Origin of the sequence: Pseudoalteromonas sp. MTN2-4 (assembly GCF_042848605.1) — a bacterium.
Classification (GTDB): Bacteria; Pseudomonadota; Gammaproteobacteria; order Enterobacterales; family Alteromonadaceae; genus Pseudoalteromonas.
In genome coordinates this window covers 1-274 of record NZ_BTGK01000089.1, presented here as the reverse complement: position 1 = coordinate 274, position 274 = coordinate 1, and the positions used below count along the sequence as shown (strand labels likewise).

1 protein-coding gene is annotated in these 274 nt (G+C 35.4%); it reads left to right on the top strand.

Going from position 1 to position 274, the window contains the following annotated elements; translation table 11 throughout:
- Nucleotides 1-274 (top strand): hypothetical protein (locus tag ACGHEH_RS21835; protein WP_390449926.1); only part of this gene is annotated, 274 nt, incomplete at both ends.

The window sequence follows — 274 nt, the reverse complement described above, 5'->3', positions numbered from 1 at the left end:
CTTTTTGTGGAACGCCAGTCAACGCCCATAAAGAAAAGTATTTTTTTGTAGGTGTCTTAACTATTATTGCTGCGTTAGTATCTAATGCTTTTTATAGTGGCTTTTCAAAAAGTGGCTTTTACTGGGTATCAGAGAGCTATAAATCATTATTGGTAATTCTCGTAGCTTCAATTGCAATAGCTTACAGCGCGTATAAAAACTCTAAATATAAGCCTAATCCTAATTTGATTGAGCCAAGACCTTGGCCATTGTTGACAGCTATCTCTACAATTAC